The following is a 22,269-nucleotide window of genomic DNA, read 5'->3' as shown; positions in this document are numbered from 1 at the left end:
CAGTCATGTCGATGCGCAGTCGCACTTCGCTCAGTTATGGGGTATTCGACTACACCTCAGGCAAGGACACAGTCAACTTCGCCTATGGGCTTCCCGACCCTTTGACGTTCGCCCGCCTGCAATGGCCGGACCCGCTTACCGTCGAGACGGGCGTCAGCATCTCCGACCTACCACAGTACACCGACGCCTATGGCCTTCCCGAACTGCGCGGACAGCTTGGCCAAAGGTACCGGATGGCGCGTGGCAATGTGATTCTGACGAACGGCGCTTCACAAGCCCTGCAACTGCTCGCCGATGCTTTTATCGACCCAGGAGACGTCGTGCTGACCGAAGACCCGTCCTATCTCGGCGCGTTGCGCATTTTCTCTATAGCGGGCGCGACGGTGGTTCAAGTAGGTGCGGATTCCTCGGGTGTCGACCTCGATCTGCTCGAACAAGCATTGCTGCACGCAAAGGGGCGAGCCAAGTTGTACTACACCACTCCGGCGTTCCACAATCCGACTGGACGATACTTTGCACACCGGCATATGGTCGAGGTGGAGGCTCTGCTGTCCCGCAACGGCGTGCGGCTGGTGCAGGACCTGGTTTATAGCGAGTTGCCCTATGATGGCGCGTCACCCGAGGTTCTGCAGGCGGGTGGCAACATCATCAATGTGCATAGCTTCTCCAAAATCTCAGGCCCCGGGCTTCGCGTAGGCTGGGTGCTGGCCGAGCCGGAAATTGTCGACCGCCTGGCCCACCTGAAATGCGATGGAGGTGTGAGTCCCATTGTCAGCAATATGGCGCTCGCCTTATTGCAGTCGTCGTCTTTGGACGCTCACGTCGAACACCTAAGGACGCACTACCGGAGCAAGCGTGACGCAATGCATAGGCTGTTACAGGCCTGCCGATTCTGCAAACCGGATTACGAGATTCCGAGTGGTGGATTTTCGTTCTGGGTCTCGCTTGCCGAAGGCATCGATTCCGCCGAATTGGTCGGCGAGGTGCGCCGGAAGCACAATGTGAAACTCGTCGAAGGAAAGCACCATGGACCGTGCGGTGCAGCCCGTGTACGCTTAAGCTTCAGTTATCTCCAGCCGCGTTTGATCGAGCGCGGCTTGGCTCAGATAGACGATGCGCATGCGAGCCTTCTGACATCGACACGCTTTAAGCTGCGTGGCTAGAGAATGCCAAGTACTACGGATAGTCGGTGCGAGATGCACAAGCGTAGGCCGAGCGAAGACATCCACTGCGCCGCCCCTACCGCAAACAACTCGACGAACGCCTTTCGGCATGGCACTACGTCACTGATTTCGCCCAGGATCCGTCCGTTATATAGACAGACACCCCCTTCGCGCGTGTCTCGGAACCCTCAACGTGAGAACCTCAGTACATTCTGCGTTCGGTTCGACAATTGCTTTACCGCAATAGTCGATTGCTGTGCGTTCTGTACGATCAACGCGTCATCGCTCTGAAGCCGATATCAACATCAAGACCTACCTGATGTAAACGGTATGGAATTCCGACCAAAATCGAAGCAGGAGAGCAAGTGAAGAAACTTCTGATCGTATCGATCGCCGTCGTGCTGATAGGCTATCTATGCATCAGCGGTATCGCGTACATCCACGACAAGGACTATGCGGAAAGAGCGGCCGTGAGACTGGCCGCGTCCCCACAAGCGTACGGCATCCGTGAAGTGTTAGATCGAAACGCGTGCTATTACTGCCACTCGACGAAAACCGTCCTGCCCAACTATGCCGCGCTACCAGGCATTCGTCAGCTAGCCGAGCACGACATACAGACGGGCCTCGCCTACTTCCGCATCGACAGCCTGTACGCGGCGCTCGAGAGTGGCGTACCGGCCCCCGAAGCCGATCTTGCAAAGCTGGAAACCGCTGTGAACGAACGCACAATGCCACCAAATCTGTTTCGCTTCGTACACTGGACCACCGGCTTGAGCGCCTACGATCAACGTGCGCTTCTCGACTGGATCGCGTCCCAGCGACGCAGCGCATATGCGACGCCCGGCGTTGCACCAGAGTTCGCTAACGAGCCGGTACAACCTTTGCCTCATTCCTTGCCGACTGACGCGGGCAAGGTCGCGCTCGGGAAGCAGCTTTTCAACGATGTCAGACTATCGGCGGACAACACGATATCGTGTGCGAGCTGCCACACGCTAGCGATCGGTGGCGTAGATGGAAATAAGGTTTCGTCCGGCGTGGGCGGCCAGTTGGGTGCAATCAACGCACCGACAGTGTTCAACTCGGCACTCAACCGCAAGCAGTTCTGGGACGGTCGCGCCGCCACGCTGCAGGAGCAGGCCGGCAGCCCACCGCTGAATCCGGTCGAAATGGCGTCCACGTCATGGAGTGAGATCATCGATAAGCTGAAACAGGACTCATCGCTGACGCAACAGTTCTTGCGGGTGTACCCGGACGGTTGGTCAGGCGAGAACATCACAGACGCGATCGCCGAATATGAGACGACACTGCTAACGCCGAGTCGCTTCGATGCTTACCTGCGCGGCGACAGGGATGTGCTGAATAGCGAGGAACAGCGCGGCTACCAGTTATTCAAGGCAAACCATTGCGCGACCTGCCACGTTGGCAAAAATCTGGGCGGGCAGTCGTTCGAACGGATGGGCCTCGCGGCCGACTACTTCGCCGCGCGGGGCCACGCGCGCACCGACGCGGACAACGGCCGCGCCAACTTTACGAAAGATCCGCTCGATCGCCATGCGTTCAAGACGCCGACGCTGCGCAACGTTGAGCTGACCGCGCCCTATTTCCACGACGGCAGCCGCATCGATCTGCGCGAAGCTGTACGTGACATGGCGACATATCAGGTCGGCAAACAATTGGCGGAATCGGACATTGACGCAATCGTCGCGTTCTTGAGGACGCTAACGGGTACGCACCAACCCGCCGCGACCCATTGATCCGACCACCGCGGCTGACATCAGGGCCCCGACAAAGGCACCTTGCAACGGCCGCGCGCAACTTAGGTCGAATGCCAAGGGCTTCATGCGATGAGGGGTTCTGATGTCCTGACACTTGGCGTTGACAATTCCATTGGATCGCACTATGAAAAAAAACCGTGCGCCACCGAGGGCTTTGGCAAGGCGGATTCAACCGGTCAATGCAACACCCAACGTTTCTGCCAGTTTCTCAGCAGGGTTCATGAATTGCAGGGTCTGTCGAGGCCGACCATTCAGGCGCGCGGCAACCTTGTTCAACTCAGCCTGCGAATAGCCGTCCACTGGCACCCCTTTGGGGAAGTACTGACGTAGAAGGCCATTCGTGTTCTCGTTACTGCCTCTCTGCCATGGGCTTTGCGGATCGCAGAAATACACCTGCACGTCCGTGGCAACCGTAAATTTCCTGTGACTCGCCATCTCAGTGCCGCGGTCCCATGTAAGTGGAAAGCGTCAAGCAGGAAGTCCGGTTTACCGACAACCATCTTGGCCGGTCCGTGTTGCCTCACGAAGGAATGTTACCCGAGGGATTGTTGTCGTTTCGCTTTTCTCTTCTCTTCTTTCGTGGTTTGCCGGGCGCGGAGCGCCCGGTCCCCGGCGAGTTTCAACTTTTCCGCAACTCACAATTCGGCTGGCGCATCAGCGGACTTTCGTAGGCCGCCCAGAATCAGTTCTTTTACGCGCTCTGCTCGCCATGCCTTGACCCGGCGCTGCAGCGTTCGTAGTTGTGCCTGACTTGCGTACGCCTCTGGAAACATCTCGGCCAACCGATCCATCAAGACGTCGGCCGGCACAGAGGGCTCTGCAATCAGCCACCCTTCGATTACCGGCCACGCGTCGGCGAACGGATCCACCCGACTTCTCCACCAGTGCTTCGCCTTGGGTTGCTTTCGGTGCGTTGGACGTGCCTCACCTTCTTAAAATTCATTCGGCGCGGACCCCGCCGTGCGCCAGCCATCAGCATAGGCGCTACCACAACACGTCAAATACACGCACATTCTCGGCTTGATCGAGATCAACGACACGGTCAGTGGCGGGCCGTAAACTGACTCGTACCCTAGCGTAGGAGCGCGTACCATCAATGCCTGCCCCGCAGCTCGCATATACCGCGTTATTCGTATGTGCCGCCGCTGCGGCGCATGCCGCTCCCTAACCAGCCGCCTTAGTGACGAGCGTCACTGCACATTTTGTCGTACACGCGACGCGCAGTGCGCGCACACGCTGATCCTCCTCGCAAGATGCATTGGGGAGAGATGGCGATACCCCTACGGGCCGGTCGGGTGGCCCGACATAGACGTACGACTCGCATGCGCTGATGCAATGAGCACTCGGTCAGTGATTTCGCGGCAAGCGCCGCGATTTTCTCGGTATGTCTCAGCTTGGCGGAATATATGTTCGGAGAATCTTCATGCGTCTTACTGTCCAACTCGAAATGTTCAATCGGGCCCATCCGATGGCATTTGCAATCCTCTGGATCGACAAGGAAAAGCGGCAATGGTCGCGCGAAGGTCATTTTCGACTTGAACTGCCTAAATGGGGCTCGCTGCACGTGGATCGCGGCAATACGCTAGTGTGCAAGCCCAACGACAGGGCACCTGTATATGTTCTAGAAGGACTGAATCTAGACCGTTGCTACGGACTCTTCCAAGGTGAAGCTGGACGCGTGCAGTGGTACACGGAAGGCGACCTCGCTCTGATGTCCGGCCATTGGCGTGTGCAGTGTATCGACAACGAACGGGCGCAACCGGAACACGGACTGTTCGCTACCGCTGGCGACTCCTAACGCAATCTGGGTTACTGGTCGTGTCGCAGTAGGAGACGGCCGGTAGAATCCGGCTGATACAAAGTCGCTGATGGGTGAATCGATGAAGATGCCAAGCCCGGGGTTGGCCAAGGTACTGAAGCGCCTGCATTATCCGCTGGAGATGATTCTGGCGGGCTTTGTTCGGAGGGGTCCGACTTTCGATGCGACGGACGCAACTATAAATTTATGCAAGAAATGGGTCTGCCAAACGAATTCCAGAGATTAAGGGCTCTGACGTGATGGACGACTCCCGCCCTTCGGGGTTCGGCCTGTGCCAAAGTGGAGAAGTCGTGACTTCCACGGCAAAGGAGTGTTCATCATGAAGATTGCCACTGTCGGACTGGATCTTGCAGAGACTCTATTCCAGGTTCATGGAGTGGATTCTCAGGGGCATGTTGTCGTACGCAAGCAACTGCGCCGCGCTGATGTACTGGCGTTTTTCGCAAAGCTTGAACCGTGCGTGGTCGGCATGGAGGCATGTGGGTCGTCGCATTATTGGGGCTGGGAACTCACGAAGCTTGGACACACGGCGTGCCTCATTGCCCCGCAGTTCGTTCGACCTTACGTAAAGAGCAACAAGACCGATGCAGCCGATGCTGAGGCAATCTGCGAGGCGGTAGATCGACCGCACATTCGCTTTGTGCCGATCAAGACGCAGGCGCAACAGACGATGCTTTCACTGCATGGGGCACGCGCCGGGCTCGTTACAGTAAGTCCCGTACGGCATTGGCCAATCAGATTCGCGGTTTGCTGAGCGAGTTCGCTATTGTCCTGCCGCAAGGCATCCGGCTGCTCGGACAAAGGGTCATCGAAGCTCTTTCCAATCGCGAGCATGAGCTTTGTGAACAGTTCCGGACCCTGATCCAGTTTCTTGTGGAGCACTTACGCGAACTGGGCAACAAGGCAACTGAACTGGAGGGGCGCATCCGCGCGATGCATCGTACGGATGCGGCTGGGCAACTTCTTGAAACGATTCCCGGAGTCGGGCCGCTCACCGCTTCCGCGCTGGCAGCATCAATCGGTAACCCCCGAGCCTTTCGAGACGGCCGTAAACTCGCCGCGTGGCCGGGTCCGGTCCCGCGTCAGCACTCCTCGTGTGGCAAACCACGTTTGCTGGGCATCAGCAAGCGTGGCGATACAGCACTACGAACGCTTCTGATTCACGGCGCTCGTGCTGTTATTCGTATGGCAGCCAATTAGCCTGAAATGACTGATTCGTGGGTCATGAAACTATGTCGGCGCCGGCACAAAAACAACGTCGCTCACTGTTGTTCGTACCGTCTTGCCCCGCACCACGCCACGCCACGCAGGCCCATTCAACTTCATCAGCCGTTCGATCATGCCGCGCGCCACGATGATGCCTTCCCGCCTCAATTGCTTCCAGACCTTGTCTGCGCCGTAGACCTGGAAGTTTTCCTTCCATACGCACCGGATCTCATCCTTGAGCATCCTGTCGCGCCGGGCCCGCGGCGGCACCAAGCCAGGATCGGCGCGGCGGGCCACGTGCTTGTAGTACGTCGACGGCGTGATCGGTAGCACCCTACAGATCAGCTCGACCCCGTAGACGCGCCGGTGATCATCGATGAACGTGATCATCACTTCGGTCGGCGGTCGAGCTCCGCCTGTGCGAAATACGCAACAGACGCCTTGCGCAGGATTTCATTGGCCTGCCGAAGCTCACGCACCCCCGCTCCAGTTCCTTGATCCGATCCTGCTCTGCGTGCTCGTGCCCGGACGCAACCCCCGATCCCGCTCTTCCTTGTGCACCCAGCTGCGCAGCGTCTCGCCTGAGCAGCCAAACTTTGCTGCGATCGAGGCGATCACTTTCCATTGCGATTCACTGTCGCCTTGATGTTCCAGCACCATTCGCACAGCCCGCTCATGAACTTCCGGCGAGTACCTTGGGGACTTCTTTTTGGTGTTTTCCATAGCTCCGTTTTCTCAAGAATTGGAGTCTCCGGAAAACCCGGCGCGCTTCACTCTCCACTCTGGCATAACTCTCTCGCTGCGTAGCGGGAGTCGTCCGTCACGTCAGAACGTACGGCGAAACGGCCGACGGACAGCGCAAAGCGTTCGCGCTCGCGCTCGCGCTCGCAGAAAACTATCTCGCGGTTGACACGGGTCAACCAACTTCTGACTGCCTCGTGTACATTGGACGTACTGCTGCCGCGCACGCATTTGCCACAACCTCTCGTTGCATGCATGCGGACCGCTTCGTCACGTCAGGAGATTTATCATGGCAGGCAAATCCGTCACACCCTTCGATCTGTACCGCGCGAATCTCTCGTTTGCGCTGCAAATGGTGAGTTTCAGCCACGAAGCCCGGCAGCAGGTTTCCGAGTTCGAGATGCAGCGCATCCGGCGCGATCTTGCGGCGGCGCATGCCATTCGCAATGCGGTGTCGACCGCTCATGACTGGAGCGAACTCTCGGCGTCTTACCATTCTACGGTGCGCGATTACATGGCGACCACCACAAACCTCTGGCAGCAAGGGCTGGACTCTGCCGTGCGACTGCAAAGCCGATTCAGCGAAGGCCTGCGCGAAGCGTTGGCGACTTGGCAATCGGCCTGGAGCGAGCAATGGCCGACGCATGCCCCCATGAATCCGGTCATGCTGCCGTGGCGGGAATGGCTGCGACGTATGGCAAGCACGCCGGCGGGCATGGCCAACGGACAAGCGGGCCCAGGCGACGTCTCCAGTCAGGTTTCGCCAGTGACTTCGGCTAATTCGCCGGCCTCCAGCAACCGTCCGAAGCAGGAAGAGCATCATGCCGGCTAGCGTGTAGCTTTCATTATCGGTGGCATGAGTGGCTTGGGCGCCGCGGTCAGCCGGCGTCTTCACGATGCGGGCATGGTGGTCGCCATGTCGCACTCCGAGCGCAACGATCACGTTGCCTCCCCCATGAATGCGATGCCGGTCGCCATTTCATCGCCTATGAGGCCGACGTCTCCAGCTTCGATTCGTGCGCCCATTGCGCCGAGCGCGTGCTCGCCGAATTCGGTACGGTGGACATTCTGGTGAACAACGCGGGCATCACCCGCGACTCGACTTTTGTCAGGATGAACAAGGAAGATTGGGACAAGGTGTTGCGCACCGATCTCGATTCCATGTTCAACATGACCAAACCTCTGCTCGGCGGGATGCTCAAGCGGCAGTTCGGGCGGATCGTCAATGTCAGTTCGGTGAACGGCGCGCGCGGGGCTCTGTCGCATTAACGCGGGGGAGGTGAACTTCGAGGCTGATGCAAACGCTTTGTTCGCACGATGAAGAAGACACTGAGACCACGAACTACGCTTGCTCCGGCCATCGCCAAGGTTTTGAAGCGGCTGCACTATCCCCTTGAAGTGATGCTGCTGTGCGTGCGGTGGTACGTGGCCTACTCGCTGAGTCTTCGGAACCCTGAGGAAATGCTGGCTGAGCGTGACATTGACGTCGACCATTCGACGGTACATCGCTGGGTTATCAAGCTGGTGCCGCTGTTTGAAAAGACGTTTTCGCAAGTACAAGCGTCCGGTCGGCAAGAGCTGGCGGGTTGGTGACACCTATATCAGGGTCAAGGGCTCGCGGAAATATCTTTACCGCGCGGTGGATAAGGCGGGCAATACCATTGACTTTCTGTTCAGAGCTAGGCGGGACAAGGCTGCTGCGCGGCGCTTCTTCGAAAAGGCAATCGGTCAGAACAGTTCGCCCGAGACGGTGACCATCGACAAAAACGGCTCCAATCTGGCCGCGCTTAACGCGGTGAATGCCGAGCGCAACATGCCCGTCAAGGTTCGTTAGATCAAGTATTTTAACAACATCGTGGAGCAGAACCATCGGGCCATCAAACGCGGAACCCGACCGATGCTCGGATTCAAGGATTTCAACTGTGCGCGTGTTATTCTGAGTGGCATCGAATTAATGCGCATGATCAAGAAAGGACAGCTGCAATGTTCTGGCAACTGTCCGCTGTCTGCCGCCCAGCAATTTTACTCGATAGTTTCATAAGCTATCCTTCGCATATCGCCTTTGCTTGTCCCGCCTGCCTTAATGCGACGGAACCGGGCGCAGACGGTCCCGGTTCCGCTTTTTTCGTCGCCGTGTTTCTCGGCGCCGCCAGCACGGGTCAGCCGGCGGGGTACGGCCGGCTCACTGATCGCTACCGTGGCGATCTTTCTGCCTTCATTCCTGCTGGTCAGCGCGGCGCTACCCCCTATGGGGCGAGTTTCGCGCGTTCGCACCAATGCGCGGCGCCATGGCAGGCATCAACGCCGCTGTGGTCGACATTCTGATCGCCGCGCTGTACGACCCGTGTGGACCAGCGCAGTGCATACCGGGCGCGATTTCGCGCTGGTCGTCGCGGCCCTGGTCCTGCTCGGCCGGTGGCGAGTGGCCGTCGTGGGGGGGCGTGCTGATAACAGCCGCGCTCGCGTGGTGGGTCGTATAAAGGCAATACCTCCTTTTTTGCCGGGCATGCGTGTGGATCACTTGCACTGCATTGGCGAGCCCGGTCGAGCTCTGTTGATCCAACTCAATGAGCCTTCCCGCTGCGCGGGTATGGTCCAAGCAATACATCCAAGGCCATCACCCTACGGGGAGCACGATATGAATAATTCCGAATACTCTGGCATGCATCCTGTCGCGGGTCAGGGCCGCGATAAAGCGATCGCATCCGGCCATTTCTATCTCGTCGGCGGCGGTATCGCTTCGCTGGCGGCCGCGGCGTTTTTGATTCGCGACGCCGACGTACCCGGCTGCCGCATCATGATCCTCGAAGCGCTCGACAAACCGGGCGGCAGCCTCGACGGCGCCGGCACGCCACAGGGAGGCTACGTCGTGCGCGGCGGCCGCATGCTCGAGAGCAAGTATCTGTGCACCTACGATCTGTTCGATTCAATTCCCACGCTTGACGGCCGCATCAGCGTCACGAAGGAAATCTTTGACTGGAACGAGACGAGCCGCACTTCCTCGAAGGCTCGGCTCATACGCAACGGCCAGCGCGAAGACGCGCCCCCTTACTGGCTCGCCGAAACGCACCTGCTCTCACTCGGCCGTCTTTCGCTCGAACCGGAAGCCCAGCTCGGCGGTAGCCGGATTTCCGACCACTTCGAGCCGGACTTTTTCGAAACCAATTTCTGGTATATGTGGTGCACGACGTTCGCCTTCCAGCCTTGGCATAGCGCCGCCGAATTCCGGCGTTATCTGCTACGTTTCGCACATATGACGTCGGGCTTCAACCAGTTGCACGGCATCATGCGCACGGTCTACAATCAGTATGATTCGATGGTGCGGCCGCTGCGCAAATGGCTCGATAACCACGGGGTGAGATTTCGCACCAACACGCGGGTCATCGATCTGCGCTATGACGAAAGCGGCGCACTGAATCGGGTGGCAGGCGTCGTCTGCGAACATGAAAGCCGTCGCGTCGAGATTCCAGTCGGTGCGGCGGACAAGGTCATCGTCACGCTCGGGTCAATGACGGCAGGGTCGAGCCTCGGCGGCACAAACCGCCCTGCCGTGTTCAATCATAACGACAGCAGCGGCGCGTGGGCGCTCTGGAAAACCATCGCAGCAGGACGAGCCGAATTCGGCCATCCATCCGTTTTCGCCGACCATGTCGAAGAATCCAAATGGCTGTCTTTTACAGCGACGTTGCATGATCCGACGCTGTTCCGCCTGATCCGTGATCTGACGGGCAACGTGCCCGGCGAAGGTGGCCTGATTACCTTTCCCCAATCGAACTGGCTCGTCTCGATTGTGCTGCCGCATCAGCCGCATTTCCTGGGGCAGCCGAAAGGTGTCGAGGTGTTCTGGGGTTACGGGCTTTTCATCGACCGGCCGGGCAATTTCATCGCCAAGCCGATGGCCGGATGCACGGGCCGCGAAATCATGACGGAACTTCTCGGTCATCTGAACATTCAGGCGGAAGCCCCGAATATTCTCGACGACGCGATCTGCATTCCGTGCCTGATGCCCTTCATCACCAGCCAGTTCCTGCGGCGCAAGCGCGGCGACCGTCCGCAAGTGATGCCCGAAGGCTGGGCAAACCTCGCGTTCGTCGGACAGTTTTGCGAGCTGAACGACGTCGTGTTCACCGTCGAATATTCGGTTCGCTCGGCGCAGACAGCTGTGTACACGCTGCAGAACCGCTCCGGCAGTGTACAAAGGCCAGCACGATCCGCGCGTGGTTTATAGCGCGGCTTCGGCGTTGCACAGGCACTAACCGGTGATGCAGGTTTTGCGCCCTGTGCGGCCGCCCTCACACGCCGTGCGGTACGCGCATGTTTAGGAGAGCGCCGTGGAACTCGAGGCAACACAGCAAAAACGCCCGGGCGCGCTACTCGCACGACTCAAGGAACACCCGCTCGCGCGCATCGGCCCCGGCCTCATCACGGGCGTCGCCGACGACGATCCAGGCGGCATCGCCACATATTCGCAGGCCGGTGCGCAATTCGGTCTGAGCATGCTGTGGACGATACCGTTCGCGTTTCCGTTAATGGCGGCCGTCCAGGCGATGTGCGCCAGCCTGGGCCGCGTGACCGGCAAGGGCCTGGCCGCCAACATCAAGGAAGCGTTTCCGCCTGTGGTGGTTTACGGCGTGGTGCTGGTATTGCTGGTGGCCAATACAGCAGGACGACACGCCGGCGGAGGTTCGTCACCTGTTGCTCCTTGGAGCTCATTGACAAAAAGCCGTCCTATCGAGACGTTACATTCGATTTTTTGACATCACACGTGTAGTGTCAAAGGCTCTTCCGCGCATGCGACCATTACGATGACATGTGCCCCCACCGATCCACGTTCAGACCATGCCGGCGACCCTGATCGCGCCGCGCCCGCTCGATGCGCGCGACCTTGACGGTCGCCACGGCGTCAACCGTGCGAACGGTCGAAAGCAGATCAGCGCAGCGGACGACCTGAGTGCGATACTTTTTTTCGCCGGATCTGCACGGCGCAAAGTGCTACCAGTCCCTCGGGGGAGCGCTCGCCAGCGATGATCGCACGTACCACCGCGATGCCACTGACGCCGGCCAGTGAGGATATGACGTCATGCAGTTTGATATTCATGCGCTCGAGCGCCTTTTGCATCAGTTGCACACAGCTGGCTGCGACCGCGACATGATCGGCTCGCAGACGCAGGTAGTCCTGCAACCGGCGAGGGTCAGCCGGCGGTACGAAGCCGGCGTGCAGCAGGCCACACATGTGCAGCGTGGCGCCCCACTGGCTGTCGGCCATATCGGTTTTCCTGCCCGGCAGGTTGCGTGTCTGCTGGCCATTGACCACGCGCACTTCGAGACCGGCGTTTTCAAGTACGCCGTACAACGGCAACCAGTAAACGCCGGTCGCTTCCATCGCAACCGAACGCACGCCCTGCGCGATCCGCCAGTGTCGCGCAACGCGTGCAGCTGGGACGTCACGGTACCGAACACTTCCGGCTTGTTGCCGCCCACTGAAACATGCATGTGTTCGCTGCCAACGTCGACGAACGCGGCTAGCGGATTCCAGCGTCGGGAGTTCCTGTGACATGGTGACCTCCGCATGGGGATATCACAATGCGCGCGGTGGCCCCGGCCCGGTCACGCCATATGAAAAATTCTTTCCAGCGGGAAGCAACGGTCACCAAAATGTGCGGCTGATCATGACCGGAGCCATGCTTTAGTACAGGCAATCCGGCAGTTGCCGGATGCACCAGATGTCATTCAGCTACGCTGCCAGATACCACTACGCGTGATCTAACAATAGCTGGTACCCGGCTCATGGTCCGTGTGCGGTTTTGCTAAAAACTGGCAGCTTTAGTTGAAATTTGGAACCAACTTTACTTGTGTGAGCGACGACCAGTTTCACGAAAAAAAACGTGCGTGCGTGTCGCTATTAAGATAAGTTTTCTTGCATTAATAGCGAGGTTGACACAAATCAAATGATCAACCTTTTAAGCATTCCTAATATATAACACCGATGCTCAAGTGTTCAACGACGTTAGCGCTCCGCCTTGTGCGCATCTGAACGTGGTGAGCGGTGGCCTCGCGCTGCTAACGATCACTATTCACACCCAGGGATGTCGTAGCCTGAACTCATACATCCACAAGCCGGTGCAGCGGCGCGAGAGTTACTCCTCGACGACGATAGGCGAGCTTTCCGTTCCCGCGAGAAAATCCCTGAGCAGCCCTTCGGCGTGACGTACCGCATGCAGTGGTGCGCGGGCAAGTTGCGCGTCATACAACGCTATCAGTTCTTCAAAGTCACCGATGACGTCCGGCGTCAGACGCCATTCGCCCGTCTCATGTGCATGCGCCAGCGTCACCTCCACAGCGCACTCGGCGACCTTGAAGTGCTCGGCTGGATGCTTTCCGTAGCCCGCGCGTTGCAAAAAATAAGCAAGATAGACGGCGCGCATCAGTTCGTTGATCAGGTGACTATTGGCCTGGCACTCACGACATGCGACCAGCGCCAGATGCAGCCTCAGGGACTGTTCGCTAGCAGACGCACGATCCATCGGTAGTAACAGCGCCTTTGTCAGCGGCCGGCGTGGCTGGCTGGCCCGGGAGCGGCTTCGTTTGACGGACATCTATTGGGAATGGAGGTGTGAAAAGGTTGTCTGATTATAGCGAAGCTGTTTGGCGGTTCACTTCGGTGGTCACGCCACCGGCTTATGCGTCCAGGTATTGGAATCGGAGTGTATCCGCAAAAAGTTGTAAAAAAGCCGTGCTCCTGAATGTGCCAACCGGTCCGCAGCAGTTCAATTAATCCGGATTTCCCGCAAATCATCCCGCGCTTCAGTTTTACTTTGTAATTCCAATAATCGAAGTCATTCACCGATTTCCGGGCCGCCTCGACCGCGCGATTCTGACCTTTCACGCAATGAACTGCTTGGCTCGACCATCTGACCCGCCGCCTCGCGGAGCTGCGCTTTGAACTCATTGCGCCGGTCCTGCCGCTCCTCGGGTGTCATGCCGGCAAAACGTCGGGATGCTCCGCTTCCGGGCGTCGGTTGCGAGAGCCCGGCGGCCTCATCATTGATTCCTGAGCGCTGTGCCCGCGCAGCTCTCACCTCGTTGACGAGCGCTGCTGCCCGCGCGGCGCCGCTGAGCTCAACGAGAGCGCGCCACGCGCGATCATCCCGTTCCACCACGTGGCGAATCTCGCGACGCATCGCGGAATCGGCCCTGTCCAGTTCCGCGCCCGCCCGCTTCAGCGCCGCGCGATCTTTCGCCGGTACCGGCCTGCTCGCCCGGGTTGCGGCCGCCGCCGCAGAGAGGGCGTCGGCATACTGCCCGACCGTACGATTGAGGGTCTTGTCCGGGCGTTGTGGCCGCGGTGCGTTCGAGAACTCGACGCGTCGCTGATTCAGCGTGTGCCGGTAGCCCAGCTCCGGCTGGCGGTCACGCTCCGGTCGCAGCTCATGCTGTGCGCTGAACGATTTATCGTCGGCGCGCGCAAGACTACGCATCAGCGCGTCGCCATCCACGAACGCGTCCCGCCCGGCCGCCACAACCAGCTTTTCCCTGTGCCGCGTCATCGCGACGTAGGCCAGCTCGGCGTGCATGCCCTTCGTGGCCAGCACGTACGCGCGATCGACCGTCACCCCCTGGCTCTTGTGGACTGTGAGTGCGTAGCCGTAGTCGAAATGACCGTACTGCGCCGTATCGACCGCGAGTTGCCGGCCATCATCGAGCCGCACATGCAGGACGGCGCCGGCCGCTTTCGTGTCGGTTGCTGTGTCAGCTGTCGTGCCAGCCGCGGCGTCGATCCGTTCGACAGTCGCCAGTGTGCCGTTTTTCACCAGCATCACGTACTCGTTCTGCAGGAACATGATCCGTTCACCAGCGGCGATCGCAATATGCCGCTCACCGGTCCGCACGGTCCGTTCGTCACCGAGCTCGCCGGCGATCCGCCGCAATTCGCGCACGCGTGCATTTAACGCACAACGCTCGTCGTTGGTGTGTGTGACCAGTAGCTGGGACAGGCCGGGGGCTCTCCGGCGATCGTCCTGCCATTGCGCAATCAGCTGCTCGCGCGCGTCGGCGACGGTTGGATACAGCTGCACGCCACCGTGCTCCGCATACGCGGACACCGCCGATTGCACGTCATGCCGGGCCAGCGCGGAGGTTGCCACGCGCTGCCAGGCCTCCTTCTGTCGCATGATCCCGGTCAGACTTTCGAGCTGGCTGGCGGCCGCCGCTTCGCGCGACACCGCCCGAAAAGCGTCGCCTGCGTCAACCGCATGCAGCTGCCACGCATCGCCCACCAGGCGCACCCGTGTGCCGCCCGCCTGCGCGTGCCTGAGCAGTTTTTCCATCTGCCGTGAGCCGACCATGCCGGCTTCGTCGATCACCAGAACCGTCTTCGGGTCGAGCGTGACCGTGCCGCGTTCGATGCCCGACAGCAGGCTGTGCAGCGTCCGGCTCGTGATGCCGGCGTCGCGCTGCATGTCATCGGCCGTCTTGCCCTGCAGCGCCGCACCCAACACGCGCAGCCCGTCCACCTCAAACGCTTCGCGCGCTGCGGCAAGCACATAGCTCTTGCCGGTACCGGCCGCACCATTTACCACCACGAGCTGGGCACGCCCGGCGAGCGCCACAAAAGCCGCGTCCTGCCCCGCATTGAACTGCCGGGTTCCGCGTAGCATTTCACGCACGGTGGCATCACCCGCTATCCCGTCGCTGGTACGACTCATCGCGCGTGCGCGTTCGACCAGCCGCACCTCAATCGCGCGCAGCTCCGCCGACGTGAACCATTCGCCGTGACGACCGGAATCGCTGAGCGCGAGCAGCTCCTTCGAATTCATCAGCCGGGCATACACCTGCCGGAACTGTTCCGCACCGTCAGTGTTGCGGAACACGAACTGCTCGACGTCGCGCCGTGAGAAGGTGGATTGATGGATCGTCAGCGCGGCGACGCCGATCGCCGGATTGATCAGCAGTCGCTGACCGTTGCGGTAGGCGCGCTGGCGGTTCTCTTCCAGCACGCTGGCCATCACGCCACGCTCACCCGCATAGCGCGCCACGCCCACCTTGACGGACGGTTCCAGCTCGATCCCCAGCGTCCGGTAACTGCGGTGGTCAATGCGGGCCTCGATGCCTGCCCGCGCCATGAAGTGATTGGCGGTGACGGCCCACTCTTCGCGCACGTCGCGAACAAACTGCCGGCTGCTCAGATAGCGGTCCTTGCCGGCACCGCCCTTTTCCGGGTCCGCCGCGTTCCAGCGCCTGAAATAGTGCTCCGGATCGCGCGCGATGCCGTCGTTCACCCGCTCCGTGAACATGATGTGCGCGTGCGGCTGTTCCAGCCCATCGCTGGCGGCCGGGTTGTGGATCGCCCAGGTGTATGCGTGCCGCTCGCCGAGCGTGTGTTCAACGAATTCACGCACCAGCGCGACGCGCTGTTCGTCGTCCAGTTCGCGCGGAATCGATACCTCGATTTCGGTGTACGGCCGGCCATTTACCCGTTCATGGGTGTCCGCGGCCTGCCAGAAGAGGCTCGCGTCATGCGCGGCCCATGCCGGCATGTTGCCGCTCTCGGTCATCTTCAGGTCGCCACGCTCCTCGAACTTCCCGCCGCGGGAAATGTAGGCGTAGTGATCCTCCCGCGCAATGTACTTCGCGTGCTCGCCAGCGGCGGCTTTCCTGCCTGATTTGACGCTCAGATGGTACGTTGGCATGGGCGGTGTGCTTTCGTCTTACCATAAGCTGTTTCCATGCTAGCATGGAAACGCGGAAGCGCGCTTTGACCCGCCCTGCTCACCAGGTCCTGCGGCGTCCCCTTCCCTGCTGGCCGCTTTTGCATTTTTTCATGATCCGGAATGGTGCCACAGGCAGGGCCGATGCCCGGCCTGTGCTGCCGCTCGATGCAACGTCAATCTGCTTCAGGAGAAAGATGATGGCAAAGAACGAATGGCTCACGGAACACATTCAGTACATCCAGGGTTTGAAGTCCCCTACGGCCACGCAGACCCTGCTGGTCGAACTCGCGACGATCCCGGCTCCCACCGCGCAGGAGTCCCGCCAGCTGGACAAGCTGGTCCGGCTTGAAAAGATCAACCAGAAGGCAGACTCGATGAAGGCGGAAGCCGCCCGCATGTTGAGTGAGCGACGCGAAAACCAGCGCAGGGCCCACACGCGCGAACTGATCGAACTCGGCGGCATCGTCCCGATGGTCGATTTTCCGGTGGATCGCGGCACGCTGACCGGCGCGTTGCTGTGGACGCTCGATCAGTTCAGGACGGACGGTGACTTGCAGCGCACGCTGAAGAAGCGGGGCGACGCATTCATCGCCGAGCGGGAAAATGACAAGAAACCGGAGACACAAGCCAGCGCCGGGGTAGCGGCTGAAGCGGCTACGGCGGAGAAGGCGCCCGCGTAACGGGTTGTATCGAACCGGATCGCCCCTGTGCTTTGCTCCGGGTCGGCGTTGTCAACGATCTGCGGCGCGGCGAGGTACCTGCCGACTCGCGCTCCTCGTCGGAATGCGACGGCGCGCGCAACATGCGGGAGCGGATTGGACGCGTGAAAACGGGCTTGCCGGACGACGGAGCTTCAGATCCGCACTACGAAAAACGGGCCGCGCGACTGGCGGCCCGGCAGGTGTCGCCCGGACCACCTGGCCCGGGCTTTGTGTGACGTTAGCGTGTTTTTCCGCGCTTCGTTTCGCTCATTGCACGTTTCCTCAGCACTTCCGGCAACCAGCCGCTTTCTGCCATCCGGAGCCCGGCAGCCGCAGCGGCATCGCCCTTCTTCATGCCTTGCAGTTCTGCCGCTGATTCCGACGAAACGGCTTCCGTCACCACGTCGATGATCCGTGCTTGGAGACGTGATTCAGGTAGCTTTGCTGCGTTGGCTTCCACTAGAACGCCATATCAATCTGCATCACGTCGGCGAGCGCGCTGATCGGGTGGGCACTATCAGTCGCGCTGATACCGTCGAGCGTCGCGGCCACGCAAAATGCGAACAGGCTCGCCATGACGTCGGTTTCCTGATTGAGCAGCCAGGGCAACAGGTCGTCCACTTTTTTCGGCAGCAGTTTCACCCATTTCGCCCGGTCGGCTTCGATCTGTTCAAAGGCCACACTCGATTCCATGTCGTCGGCCTCGCGCACCAGCGCATCGCGCGATGCGTGCGCGTCGATCTTCACGGCGCTCCCGGCATAAGCGAAGTGATAACGCTCGTCGAACACGGTGGGAATTACCCGGTTCATCAGCGCGGCCAGTGCTACGACAGGGCGGCGGGAAAGTTCAGCCTGCACCGCAGCGGTCCGGTGTGCCGTCAGACGGCGGCACAGCTTTTCGCTGTGCACTGGCTTTTCTTTGGCCTGCGGTACGGTAACCGCCATGTCTTCCTCGCCATCGTTCGCGCCCTCCTTCGGATCCTGACGCGCGCCACATCCTCGCGCTTGACCAGTCCGCGCTCGATGTTAAGCTCCCCGTCCTGGTCTATCGTGATGAACACCCCGCCCAGTTTCATGTCGTCGTCCGCCCAGGTCTCAAGCCGCTCCCCGAACGCGTCGACCTGGTCGCTCAGCGCATACGCTTGCTGTTCCAGTTGCTCGCGTCGTGCGTCATCCTCGACCACTTCCCCTCGTCGGAGGCGTTCAGCGTTGCGTCGGCCTCGTCGCGTTTCACGATGAGCGCATCAAGCTCGGCCTGCTCGTCAGCCGTCAGCTCGCGCGAAAATGAGGGCAAGCGGCCATACGCCATGACTTCGCCATAGTCGCGCTTCGTTCGCATGTCGTGTGCGTTCTGAGCCAACCCCATCCTTCCGCTGCGATTTCCTGCGACGCAGCGACCAGCCGTTCGGCGGCCAGCCGGTGCAGCAGGTCCGGGTCGGCAATATACCCGGCGTTCTCCGCATCACTGAAAAGGTCCCGTCTTATGTAACCGCCTGCGGCCGCATAAGCGTCCAGCCCGACAAATCGGGCGAGGTGGCTGCGGCTCGCGTCAATCCCCGTGCCGGTGATCGCAGCACGCAATTCCCGCGGTTCGCGTTGCCATGCCTCGCTCGCCTCCAACCACACGCGCTCCTGCAAATCGTGATCGTCGGCCAGCGCCAGCGCTGTCACCTGCTCGATATTCATTTTGTCGTTGCGGAACAGGTCGAGCAGCTTCGGTGAGACGTTCGCTAGTTTCAGACGCCGACATACCATCAGCTGTGAACTCCTGAAAAGCGCGACGGTTTCGACGCTCCGGCCTTCCCCGGCCAGCATCCGGAACGCCTCGCACTGGTCCGCCGGATGCATCGTTTCATGCTGGTTTTCCAGCAGTGACGCGGCAACCGCTTCGGCCTCGCTGACTACCTTCACCGGCACGGGATGGTCTGGTGCAATCTTGCCCTGCGCGAATAGCAGGTCGAGCGCAGCCAGACGCCGCTGACCGGCGCATACGCCAGGTTCCGGCTTCTTCGCGCGCGAGCCCTTTATTGCGTGCACGACCAGGTTCTGCAGCAGGCCCCTGGCTTCAATTGTGATCGCCAGTTCTTCAATTCCGGCCGGGGCTTTCCTGCGCACGTTCGACGGTGACCTGCAAAGCAGCCCATAAGGCACATATTCGATTTTCGTTTCATTGCCGAAATCCGTTTCGAGTCCACTTTCGGCAATTCTGTTTTCAACAGATACAGTCGCGGCTTATCTCCGGTTTCGGACCACAACGGAGTGTCGGGCCACGTATATATATTAGGTCTAAAAGACCTGTATATCAAGAATAATTCAATCAATAATATCAATTACCCATAAATATCAGTTAACAATATCAATCTGAATATTCCTTGTATTACGGTCTATAAGACCTATTATTAAGACGTGGCCCGACATTCCGTTGCGGTCCAAAACCGGAGATAAACCGTGATTGATAACGAATTCAAGGTGTCGTCGAACGTCGTTCCGGAAGAACTGCGCCTTAATTTCCTCCCCCACTACCTGGGGGCGCACTACCTGCAGGGTGAGGCACTGGTGTACGACTGGGCACGCCGTCTCTGCCGCGCCTACAACGGCGGATCATGGCACTTCTTCCAGCTGTCCAATGGGGGCTTTTACATGGCCCCTGAACGGTGTGGGCAAATGCACGTCCGGTGGCACATGAACGGCTACAACGACATGATGGGAGCCGACGCGTTCGGCATCGTCGTCATGCTGTTTGCCCTGTGCCATCTGCTGGAGAAGTGCGGCGATGACCGGATCGCCGACCATTACCACGCGCTACGCGCCTACGCGGCCCAGCACGTGGAAGCCGCCAACATACTCCGCGCGATCGACTAACTGACCCGCCCCGGCCTGCGGGCTGGGGCTGATCCCGACATTGGGGAACAGCATGGACACCACTTACCTGGCAAACCGCTTCAGCCGCAACGCAGTTGGCACACGTTCGGATCGCCCGCTGACGAATGACGAGATTGCAGAGGTTGCCCCGTCGATCTTCGCGCTATCCGCGCACGAAAGCCGCTCCGAACGGTACACCTACATTCCAACCAGCGATGTACTGGACGGCCTGCGCAAGGAAGGTTTTCAGCCCTTCATGGCCTGCCAGACCCGAGTGCGCACTGACGACAAGCGCGCCCACACCAAACACATGGTCCGCCTGCGCCACGCCGACCAGATTACTGGCCGTGAAGCCAACGAAATCATCCTTCTGAACAGCCACGACGGCACCAGCAGCTACCAGATGATCGGCGGCATGTTCCGGTTTGTCTGCCAGAACGGCATGGTCTGCGGAGACACCGTTGGCGATATCCGCGTGCCCCACAAGGGCGATGTGATCGGCGAGGTGATCGAGGGGGCATTCAGGGTGCTCGACGGCTTCGAGTCGGCGACCCGGCAGCGCGAAGGGATGGCCGGTCTGGCGCTGACCGACGGCGAACAGACCGCTTTCGCGCGGGCCGCGCTTGCGCTGCGGTACGACGACGACAAGCCAGCGCCCATCACTGAACGACAACTCCTGACACCGCATCGCATGGAGGATCGCTCTCCGGACCTGTGGACGACGTTCAATCGCGTGCAGGAAAACATGATCAATGGCGGCTTGCGTGGTCGCAATGCGAATGGCCGGACCACCACGACCCGCGCCGTGACCGGCATTGACCAGAACATCCGACTCAATCGCGCCCTCTGGGTCCTTGCTGACGAACTGCGCCGCCTGCGCGGCTAACGGGTACGCCCCGACCCGCCGGTCGGGGCCTGCTCTCACGACATCAAATACGATAGGGACATCAAATGGATACCGTTCATATCCGGCCAACGTGGCTGACCGCCCTCTTCCCCCTGCTGGCTGTCTGGCAGTATGGCGACCGGTCGGTAGTGCGCGCCGAACTGCTGCGCATGGCGCTGTCGGCCGACGCGGCCGCAAGGTCAGCCGAAGCGCTCACCCGCATTGCGAACATGCTTGACCGCGATGGTCACGCGATCGAGATGCACCGCGACGAACTCCGTGCAATCGCCCGGACCGCCCTGTCCGAGTTCGACCGGGTGCCACCGCGCGCCCCGCTGCCGACCTCCGCCGACGCGGATCTTTACCACGCCTGTTCCGTCCAGCCCTGCTGACATCTTCCGGAGATCACACCATGCATGAAGCAACCGACACAATGGTTCACGGCGTAGACGGCGCGCTCGCGCTGCGCCGGGGTATCGCCGCGCTCGCCCGTCTCGACGTGTTCGATGAAGATGGCGACATCCTGCTGTTCAGCGCCCCTGCCGACTGGTTGCCCGGATAGATCAATGTCGCCGTCCAGGCCTACCAGCGCGGCGCCAGCCACGGTGAACTGCATGGCGAGCGCAAGGCGCGCTATGCGATCCGGCGGGCGCTCGGCATTCACCAGTAGCACAGCATGTTCCGCATGCCCCCATCCCCGCGTAGACATATAGGAGTACGCATCATGAACCAGCTTTTCTTTACCGGCCGTGTTGCTGCAACCCCGGTCCTCTCGAATCACGGTGATTCAAAGGTGGCAAAATTCACTCTGATTTCCAACGAGTATGCCGGTCGCGACGAAAGCAGCGGCGAAGCGAAAGAGCGTCAGCTGCGGATCCAGTTTACTGCGTTCGGTTCACGCGGCGAGGTCATTGCCAGAAACGTCCTGAAGGGCGATCAGTTGATCGTTGAAGCGAAGCTGTCGAACAACGACTACCTGGACGGCCAGGGTGTCGAGCGCTACGGCTACAACTTCACTGTTGATAACTTCGAATTCGGCGCACCTGGCGAACTCAGGCGGGCGCAACTCGCGCGGCGTCAGGAATAATCCACGTCGGCACCGGTTCATGCTGGGGCCGTTGACCAGAACAGGCGATGACGTGGCAACCGTGGGCGGCGGCGATATTTCGTACGGCCTCGCATCTGCCGGGAAATGGCATGAATTGCGTGCCCGTCCCAGCCGTCCGGAAAGGTAGCCCCTTCCTGCCAAGCCCTGTGCCCGGCTAACCGCAGGCGTCACGCGCGCGCCGGCGCGCCCGGATCGAGGCGCACGGGGACCCGCGCCGGCAGGCGTGGGGAGAGCGCCGGCGCGGCGCAGTAGCGCCGGGACGATCCGGTACGGCGCAAGCAGACCGTGGCCGGGGTCG

The 22,269-nt window shown here is 60.3% G+C and carries 21 protein-coding genes, 7 pseudogenes and 1 other annotated feature; of the genes and pseudogenes, 17 read left to right on the top strand and 11 right to left on the bottom strand.

All coding sequences use genetic code 11. The features are described from left to right. The first annotated feature begins 5 nt into the window (after nt 1-5). Together B0G73_RS34910 and B0G73_RS34905 are read left to right on the top strand one after the other, a co-directional pair. Entirely contained in the window at nt 6-1,163 is a 1,158-nt protein-coding gene (locus B0G73_RS34910) for a PLP-dependent aminotransferase family protein (RefSeq protein WP_106285650.1), read from the top strand. Nucleotides 1,164-1,633: 470 nt separating this feature from the next. Continuing rightward, entirely contained in the window at nt 1,634-2,917 is a 1,284-nt protein-coding gene (locus B0G73_RS34905; protein ID WP_258194110.1) for a cytochrome-c peroxidase, read from the top strand. 189 nt (nt 2,918-3,106) lie between these two features. Here B0G73_RS34905 and B0G73_RS34900 read toward each other — a convergent pair. Together B0G73_RS34900 and B0G73_RS34895 are read right to left on the bottom strand one after the other, a co-directional pair. Continuing rightward, a pseudogene (locus B0G73_RS34900) lies at nt 3,107-3,397 on the bottom strand (IS30 family transposase); the annotation flags it as partial. A 176-nt stretch (nt 3,398-3,573) separates the two neighbouring features. After that, a complete protein-coding gene (locus tag B0G73_RS34895) occupies nt 3,574-3,807 on the bottom strand; it encodes a hypothetical protein (RefSeq protein WP_243856876.1) in 234 nt (77 codons plus the stop codon). Nucleotides 3,808-4,361: 554 nt separating this feature from the next. On the opposite strand from B0G73_RS34895, the gene B0G73_RS34890 reads away from it, so the two are divergent. The 3 genes from B0G73_RS34890 to B0G73_RS41965 all read left to right on the top strand — a co-directional run bounded on the left by B0G73_RS34890 (nt 4,362) and on the right by B0G73_RS41965 (nt 5,957). Next, nucleotides 4,362-4,736, top strand: a complete 375-nt coding sequence (locus B0G73_RS34890; RefSeq protein ID WP_106285648.1) for a DUF3564 family protein — start codon at nt 4,362-4,364, stop codon at nt 4,734-4,736. A gap of 340 nt (nt 4,737-5,076) precedes the next feature. After that, nucleotides 5,077-5,511 carry a transposase gene (locus B0G73_RS41970; protein WP_243856875.1) on the top strand — a complete coding sequence of 145 codons (435 nt, stop codon included), beginning with the start codon at nt 5,077-5,079 and terminating at the stop codon, nt 5,509-5,511. Next, nucleotides 5,484-5,957: a transposase gene (locus B0G73_RS41965; RefSeq protein ID WP_243856874.1), complete on the top strand. Its 474-nt coding sequence runs from the start codon at nt 5,484-5,486 to the stop codon at nt 5,955-5,957. Before B0G73_RS41970 ends, B0G73_RS41965 begins: the two co-directional genes overlap by 28 nt. Before the next feature lie 57 nt (nt 5,958-6,014). Here B0G73_RS41965 and B0G73_RS41525 read toward each other — a convergent pair. After that, nucleotides 6,015-6,686 (bottom strand): annotated as a pseudogene (locus B0G73_RS41525) (IS3 family transposase); the annotation flags it as partial. After that, nucleotides 6,279-6,395, bottom strand: a sequence feature (AL1L pseudoknot). Its footprint overlaps the pseudogene before it by 117 nt. A 307-nt stretch (nt 6,687-6,993) precedes the next feature. Between B0G73_RS41525 and B0G73_RS34870 the strand changes: the two are divergent. The 6 genes and pseudogenes from B0G73_RS34870 to B0G73_RS34845 all read left to right on the top strand — a co-directional run. After that, nucleotides 6,994-7,536, top strand: coding sequence for a hypothetical protein (locus B0G73_RS34870; RefSeq protein WP_106285645.1), 543 nt, complete (start codon nt 6,994-6,996; stop codon nt 7,534-7,536). A gap of 24 nt (nt 7,537-7,560) precedes the next feature. Then, a pseudogene (locus B0G73_RS34865) lies at nt 7,561-7,961 on the top strand (SDR family NAD(P)-dependent oxidoreductase); the annotation flags it as partial. Between the two features lie 60 nt (nt 7,962-8,021). Further along, nucleotides 8,022-8,745, top strand: a pseudogene (locus tag B0G73_RS34860) (IS6 family transposase). Nucleotides 8,746-8,992: 247 nt separating this feature from the next. Further along, nucleotides 8,993-9,184 carry a hypothetical protein gene (locus B0G73_RS41520; RefSeq protein WP_243856873.1) on the top strand — a complete coding sequence of 64 codons (192 nt, stop codon included), beginning with the start codon at nt 8,993-8,995 and terminating at the stop codon, nt 9,182-9,184. A gap of 158 nt (nt 9,185-9,342) precedes the next feature. After that, nucleotides 9,343-10,960 (top strand): annotated as a pseudogene (locus tag B0G73_RS34850) (oleate hydratase). Nucleotides 10,961-11,035: 75 nt separating this feature from the next. Next, nucleotides 11,036-11,365, top strand: a pseudogene (locus tag B0G73_RS34845) (divalent metal cation transporter); the annotation flags it as partial. A gap of 269 nt (nt 11,366-11,634) precedes the next feature. On the opposite strand, the gene B0G73_RS34840 reads toward B0G73_RS34845, so the two are convergent. The 3 genes from B0G73_RS34840 to B0G73_RS34830 all read right to left on the bottom strand — a co-directional run bounded on the left by B0G73_RS34840 (nt 11,635) and on the right by B0G73_RS34830 (nt 16,393). Continuing rightward, nucleotides 11,635-12,261, bottom strand: a complete 627-nt coding sequence (locus tag B0G73_RS34840; RefSeq protein ID WP_106285644.1) for a transposase — start codon at nt 12,259-12,261, stop codon at nt 11,635-11,637. Nucleotides 12,262-12,841: 580 nt separating this feature from the next. Continuing rightward, on the bottom strand, nt 12,842-13,228 hold the full coding sequence (locus tag B0G73_RS34835) for a hypothetical protein (protein ID WP_106285643.1): 387 nt from the start codon (nt 13,226-13,228) through the stop codon (nt 12,842-12,844). Between the two features lie 312 nt (nt 13,229-13,540). Beyond that, nucleotides 13,541-16,393, bottom strand: coding sequence for an AAA family ATPase (locus tag B0G73_RS34830; protein ID WP_106285642.1), 2,853 nt, complete (start codon nt 16,391-16,393; stop codon nt 13,541-13,543). A gap of 173 nt (nt 16,394-16,566) precedes the next feature. Between B0G73_RS34830 and B0G73_RS34825 the strand changes: the two genes are divergently transcribed. Beyond that, complete coding sequence (locus B0G73_RS34825) at nt 16,567-17,094, top strand: conjugal transfer protein TraD (protein ID WP_181196717.1); 528 nt, start codon at nt 16,567-16,569, stop codon at nt 17,092-17,094. Nucleotides 17,095-17,353: 259 nt separating this feature from the next. Here B0G73_RS34825 and B0G73_RS34815 read toward each other — a convergent pair whose 3' ends face one another. The 5 genes and pseudogenes from B0G73_RS34815 to B0G73_RS41960 all read right to left on the bottom strand — a co-directional run. After that, nucleotides 17,354-17,575, bottom strand: a complete 222-nt coding sequence (locus B0G73_RS34815; RefSeq protein ID WP_106285639.1) for a hypothetical protein — start codon at nt 17,573-17,575, stop codon at nt 17,354-17,356. Next, nucleotides 17,575-17,862 (bottom strand): hypothetical protein, encoded by a 288-nt coding sequence (locus tag B0G73_RS34810; RefSeq protein ID WP_146144268.1) that lies wholly within the window; start codon nt 17,860-17,862, stop codon nt 17,575-17,577. Before B0G73_RS34810 ends, B0G73_RS34815 begins: the two co-directional genes overlap by 1 nt. A 131-nt stretch (nt 17,863-17,993) precedes the next feature. Next, a complete protein-coding gene (locus B0G73_RS34805) occupies nt 17,994-18,299 on the bottom strand; it encodes a hypothetical protein (RefSeq protein WP_106285637.1) in 306 nt (101 codons plus the stop codon). A gap of 85 nt (nt 18,300-18,384) precedes the next feature. Beyond that, complete coding sequence (locus B0G73_RS34800; RefSeq protein WP_374957047.1) at nt 18,385-19,032, bottom strand: ParB/RepB/Spo0J family partition protein; 648 nt, start codon at nt 19,030-19,032, stop codon at nt 18,385-18,387. 3 nt (nt 19,033-19,035) lie between these two features. Next, nucleotides 19,036-19,230, bottom strand: a pseudogene (locus tag B0G73_RS41960) (ParB/Srx family N-terminal domain-containing protein); the annotation flags it as partial. Nucleotides 19,231-19,563: 333 nt separating this feature from the next. On the opposite strand from B0G73_RS41960, the gene B0G73_RS34795 reads away from it, so the two are divergent. From B0G73_RS34795 to B0G73_RS34775, 5 genes are all read left to right on the top strand, one after another. Then, nucleotides 19,564-19,977 (top strand): antirestriction protein, encoded by a 414-nt coding sequence (locus B0G73_RS34795; protein ID WP_106285636.1) that lies wholly within the window; start codon nt 19,564-19,566, stop codon nt 19,975-19,977. Between the two features lie 52 nt (nt 19,978-20,029). Further along, nucleotides 20,030-20,863: a DUF932 domain-containing protein gene (locus B0G73_RS34790; RefSeq protein WP_106285635.1), complete on the top strand. Its 834-nt coding sequence runs from the start codon at nt 20,030-20,032 to the stop codon at nt 20,861-20,863. Between the two features lie 65 nt (nt 20,864-20,928). Continuing rightward, entirely contained in the window at nt 20,929-21,255 is a 327-nt protein-coding gene (locus tag B0G73_RS34785) for a hypothetical protein (protein WP_106285634.1), read from the top strand. Between the two features lie 20 nt (nt 21,256-21,275). Beyond that, nucleotides 21,276-21,425 (top strand): hypothetical protein, encoded by a 150-nt coding sequence (locus tag B0G73_RS40775; protein ID WP_166679228.1) that lies wholly within the window; start codon nt 21,276-21,278, stop codon nt 21,423-21,425. A gap of 162 nt (nt 21,426-21,587) precedes the next feature. Further along, nucleotides 21,588-21,950: a single-stranded DNA-binding protein gene (locus tag B0G73_RS34775; protein ID WP_106285632.1), complete on the top strand. Its 363-nt coding sequence runs from the start codon at nt 21,588-21,590 to the stop codon at nt 21,948-21,950. Nucleotides 21,951-22,269 lie beyond the last annotated feature (319 nt).

Origin of the sequence: Paraburkholderia sp. BL25I1N1, from assembly GCF_003002025.1 — a bacterium.
In the GTDB taxonomy this organism is placed as follows: Bacteria; Pseudomonadota; Gammaproteobacteria; order Burkholderiales; family Burkholderiaceae; genus Paraburkholderia.
Note: the sequence above shows the minus strand (reverse complement) of the source record. Positions and strands in the feature narration are given on the sequence as shown.